The sequence below is a fragment of the Paenibacillus sp. KS1 genome (assembly GCF_001680695.1).
Lineage (GTDB): Bacteria > Bacillota > Bacilli > Paenibacillales > Paenibacillaceae > Paenibacillus_B > Paenibacillus_B suaedae.
The window spans coordinates 1-5,781 of record NZ_MAIS01000157.1 but is presented as its reverse complement, the minus strand read 5'-3'; the positions used below and the strand labels follow the sequence as shown (position 1 = coordinate 5,781).

The 5,781-nt window shown below is 49.9% G+C and carries 2 protein-coding genes; both read right to left on the bottom strand.

Annotation, left to right across the window (positions count from 1 at the left end; genetic code table 11):
- The coding region (locus tag BBG47_RS26945) for a non-ribosomal peptide synthetase (RefSeq protein ID WP_139070794.1) at positions 1 to 4,080 on the bottom strand (4,080 nt) is incomplete at its 3' end.
- A 263-nt stretch (positions 4,081 to 4,343) separates the two neighbouring features.
- Positions 4,344 to 5,781: condensation domain-containing protein (locus BBG47_RS26940; protein WP_254659945.1), on the bottom strand; the 1,438-nt coding region annotated here is incomplete at its 5' end.

The window sequence follows — 5,781 nt, the reverse complement described above, 5'->3', positions numbered from 1 at the left end:
AATAATGCCGACAGGCTGCTCTGCGGTCACACCATACTCACGCAGCTTCCACGCAAGCTGATTCGCCTTCCGGTTAAGATCTCGGTAACTCAATTGCTCGCTGCCTGAGACAACAGCGACAGCTTCCGGCGTCCGCTCCACCTGTTCCGCAAACAGTTCATGAACCGTCTTGTCACTTGAGTACTCCATAACCGTACCATTGAATTCATGTTGCAGTTGAGCCTTCTCCTCGCTGGTTACCATTTGCAGTGATGAGATTGCTGCTTGCGGATTATGAGTCATGCTTCCAACGACCTGCAGGAAATGGCCGCAAAGCCTTTCGATCGTCGAGCGATTGTACAATGCCGTAGCATACTCCATGGTGCAGTAGAGTCCATCGCCATCTTCTGTTACGGTCAGATTCAAGTCGAACTTAGCCATGCCGTATTCAGCACCGTATGGCTTCACCTGAAGTCCATCCAGATCGAATTCCCGATGCTCTGTATTCTCAAGGGCGAACATCGTGTCGAACACCGGATGACGACTCATATCTCGCGAAATTTGCACGTTCTCCACGAGTTCCTCGAACGGATAGTCCTGATGCTCGAACGCTCCCAGCGTCGTTTCTTTGATTTCCTCCAAGTAGGTAAGCACAGACTTGGATCCTGAAGGATAATTGCGAATCGCCAGCGTGTTGACGAACATACCGATAAGCGGCTGCACATCGTCATGCGTTCGACCCGCAATCGGTGTTCCTACAACAATGTCTTCCTGGCCTGAATACTTGTGAAGGATGATCGTGTATGCCGCTAGCAGCACCATGTACAAGGTCGTTCTCGTATCGGCGGCTAATTTCCTCAAGTCTTGGCTCTGCTCGCGATCAAGCGAGAACTCGAACAGCGCACCATCATGACTCTGTACAGCAGGACGTACATAATCAGTAGGCAGCTCAAGCACAGGAAGTACGCCTTCCATTTGCTGCAACCAATAAGTTTCTTGGCGCTTCAACTGCTCGATCTGCTCCTCGGAACGCTGCCACGCAGCAAAGTCCTTGTACTGAATGCGAAGCGGCTCAAGCTCATTCCCACTGTATAAGCTTGTGAATTCCTCGATCATAATGCCAATTGACGTGCCGTCCGAAATGATATGGTGCATGTCGAACAGGAGAATGTGACGCTGAGGAGCAAGCTCAATCAGCCCCGCCCTGAACAGTGGCGCTGTGGACAGATCGAAAGCGCGAATGAATTGCCGGATTTGCTCCTCGACTTCCGACCTTTCCAGGGCTGACATCTCTTCCACTACAAAATCAACTGTCGGATAAATGCGCTGCACAGGTTCTCCATTCACCATTTCAAAGCCGGTGCGAAGCGTTTCGTGACGTGTGATCAGCTGACGGAATGCATACTCCAATCGGTTCCGGTCAACATCACCCTCAAGCAGTAATGCCCCTGGCATGTTATAGCTCTGCTCAGCTCCTTCCAGCTGATGCAAAATGAACAATCGCTTCTGCACCGAAGATACCGGATATACATCCTTCTCCTCAACTGTCGGGATGGGTGCGAATTTGCGTCCTTGAGCATCTTCCATGAGCGCGGCCATCGCTTCCAAAGTAGGATTGCGGAACACATCGCGCAGAGACAGGCTGATATTCTCTTCTTTGTGCAGCTTGCTGACCAGTGTCGTCGCTCGTAATGAATGGCCGCCCAGCTCGAAGAAATGATCCTTTGCACCGACTCGGCTTAGACCGAGCACTTCCTGCCAGACTCTCGCAAGCCGAATTTCCTGTTCACTTCTAGGCGCCACATATTCCGTCTCTGCTTGTACGTGCTCTTCCGGTTCTGGCAGGGCTTTGCGATCTACCTTGCCGTTAGTCGTCAACGGCATCTGTTCAAGCTGAATGAAGTATGCCGGAATCATATAACTAGGCAGTTCTTTGGCAAGCATTGTTCTAATCTCGCCTGCAGGAAGCAGACGATCTGCTACATAATATGCGCACAGCTGCTTCTCTCCGTCCTCGCGGCCTCGGACGACAATCGTCGCCTTCTGAATCGGCGCCACTTTGAGAAGCTGCGCCTCTACTTCCCCAATCTCGATGCGATGGCCTCTGATTTTCACCTGATCATCCATTCGGCCAACGTATTCAATCGTTCCGTCCGGCAGCCATCTCGCCAAGTCCCCAGTACGATACATGCGCTCTCCCGGTACGAACGGATTATCAACGAATTTCTGTGCAGTCAGTTCTGGACGGTTCAAATATCCGCGAACTAACCCTTCTCCCGCTACACACAGCTCACCGGATACCCCTATCGGCTGTAAATCATTTCGTTCATTGACGATATAAATGGCTGTATTACTGATTGGACGACCGATCGGTACACTTACGGCTCGCTCCGGAATCTCTGTCACATCATGCCATGTCGCATATACCGTGCTTTCAGAAGGGCCGTAGGCATGCTTTAGTCTTCCCGGACCTGTCTGTTCAAGTGCTTTACGCACATGCGCGACAGAGGAGCGCTCGCCTCCGAACAATATCGCGCGGATATGACGCAGACAGGATACGTTTACGTCAACAAGAACATTGAAATAAGCGGTAGTAATCAGCATGACCGATATTTGTTCCGTTTCGATCAGCTCCGCCAGCTTGCGTGCATCAAGCAATGTATGATGAGGAACAAGAACCAGTTGGGACCCATTCGTTAATGCCCCGAAAATATCGAATGCGGAGCCATCGAAAGAATAACTCGATAATTGCAGTACCTTATCCTGCTCCGTAATTTCGATATAGTTGGTATTCTTCACGATGCGTACGATATTGCGGTGTGTCGTCAGGTTACCTTTGGGATTACCCGTTGTCCCCGAAGTGTAGATGACGCAAGCCAAATCTACAGCTGTACTCTTCGATTCCAACTTCGAAGCATCCTCATGATAAGACTGCTCATCGTCAAGTATAAGGAGTCTAGCTGCTGATTCCGTATTTGGCACACGATTCTGCAAATGCTGCTGAACCAGAATGACACGAGCACCCGAATCTTCCAGCATGTAGCGAACGCGCTCCTCCGGATACTCCGGATCAATCGCGACGTAGCCGCCTCCCGCCTTCAAAACGGCAAGCATCCCAACAATCATGTCGATCGATCTTTCAGCCATGAGCCCAACTAGCGCTTCTGGCTGCACACCTTCAGATCTAAGTGTTCTGGCAAGGCGATTCGCCCGGGTATTCAGCTCACGATACGTCAGCTTGGTATCTTCATAAGAAACCGCGATTGCCTCTGGCTGTCGCTCCGCATGTTCCTCAATGAACTGATGTAGTGTTGCTTGACGAGGGAAATCCGTCCACACGTCATTAAATTCATGAAGCAGGCGATGCTTCTCATCTTCGGACAATAACACGGCATTGCCGATAGGCTGGTCTGGCTGGAATAACACAAAATGAAGCAGTCGGAAAAAATGTTCGAATAGAGTGGCAATATAGGAGGCATCATAGCGGCTTTCATCATAAAGCACCTCCAAATGAAGGCCATCGTCCTTCGCATCGAATCGGAATATGACGTCGGAGCTGACGCTAAGGTCGATAGAAGCGGTATGTATAGCTGAATAAGACACTACCGTATTCATCACCGGAAGTCCGTTCGTGTCCATCTCCAGGTTTAGGTTGTGTACCATTTTCCGAAACGGAAGATGACGATGCTCCAATGCTCCTCCGACGGCTGTCTTGATTGACCCCAATACGGAACGGAAGCTGCTTTCGCGTGACAAATTCGTCTTCATAATGAGTACGTCACGAGGTGATGAGTCATCTTCCGATTCATCTATTGTCGGCATGCCTACAAGCACATTTTCTCGGTTCGTATAATGGTGGAGCAAGCAAGTGGCCCCTGCCAATCCAATCATGTACAGGGCAACATCCGAACCGTTCGCAAGAGTGTTCATTCTGTCTGACAGATCTGTTGGGAGTGAACGGATCATAGACACTTTGGCGGCATTCGTATCCGCGTTCGCTTCTCTTCCGTGTGTACTGCAATATGGCAAGATGCTCATGCTGTCATCCGAATCAAACATTCCATTCCAATAGGCTTCTTCTTTCTCATATACCGACTTCATTCGTGAACCTCCCTGTCTTAACGGGTGTAATGGAATAGAAGAGCGCGTCCCCACAGCGGGCACGCGCTCCCGCAATTACATAAATTCCAAGTACAGCATGTATCGCTTGTGTACATGTACAAATGTAGAACAAGGTTGTGGACCTAGTTAACCAAATTGATAGAGCTGCAACCCTAGCTATGATCGTTCGATAAGCGCGGTTTCTCTGGGTGGAGGCGGTTAAGGCGTTGCTGCCTTACCGCAATACCTGCTGCCAGCACATTTTAGAACGCGAACTCAATCGTGTCGATCTTGCTCTTTTCCTGTGTCTGCTGTCCACTTATCGAAATATCTTGAATGCGGATGCGAGGGTTCTCGCATACTTGGGACAGTATTGACAAGTAATCCCTCATCATTCTGTGTATGCCAGCTGCTTTGAACAGCTTGGAAGCATACAGGAAGCTTCCCTTCATACCATCGTCTTCTTCCGATACAGACAGCGTCAGATCGAACTTCGCGCTGACCGAGTCATCTGTCACGTAAGGCGATATCGTCAATCCACCGATTCCGGCTTCACGCTCCTCCGTATTCTGGAGGACGAACACCGTATCGAACAATGGATTGCGGCTTGTCTCCCACTGCAGCTTCAAGAGGTCAATCAGTTCCTCGAATGGATACTCCTGATGTTCGAATGCCCCTAATGTTGACTCTTTCACCTCTGCCAAAAACGATTGGAACGTTTTATCGCCCTGCGGACGGTTACGAATCGCGAGGGTATTGACGAACATACCGATCAATGGCTCCAAATCGGCATGATTGCGACCCGCAACAGGAGTACCGACAATAATGTCATCCTGACCGCAATATTTGGATAACAGAATCTGATAGGCGGACAATAAGACCATGTACAGCGTGCACTCATGATTAGAAGCAAGTTGGTTCAGCTGGCCCGTCACAACCGGGTTAATTTCGAATTCGATCTGCTCCCCTTCGAAGCTGCGAACCGCCGCTCTATCATAATCCAACGGCAACTCTGTGTTCGGAAGATCGCCTTGCAGCATACTCATCCAATAGTCTTCTTGGTGCTTCAGCCTCTCAAGATTCTCACTCGCCTGCTGCCATACCGCATAATCCTTGTACTGGATACGCAGCGGCGGCCGTTCTTCATTCGCATACAATCGAGTAAATTCATCAACTAAATTGCTCATTGAGGCACCATCAGAAATGATATGGTGCATATCAAAGACGAGAATATGCCGATCCTGCCCAACTTCGAACAACCCGACCCGCAATAATGGCGGCTGCTCCAGGTCGAACTGTCGGATAAATTGTCCAATCATCTCCGGAACTTCGTCCTCGGATGCCTGTCTGTAGTCAATAGCGAATTCCGTATTGCGATGGATGCGCTGCATCGGCTCGCCGTCTACCATCTCAAAGCCAGTACGTAAAGTCTCGTGACGAGCGATGAGCTTCAAAAATGCTGTCTGGAATTGATCTCGATTCAGCTGTCCTTCAAGCACCAGCATGCCAGGCATATTGTAGCTGAGCTCGCTTCCTTCCAGCTGGCTCATGATATAGAGTCGCAACTGAGCCGAAGATAACGGGTAGTATTCTTGCTCCTCGGCAATCGGAATGGCTGTATACAATGAGGTCTCCATTTGCGAGATTGCTTGAGACATCTCCTCGATAGTCGGATGACGGAACACACCTCTTAACGGGAAG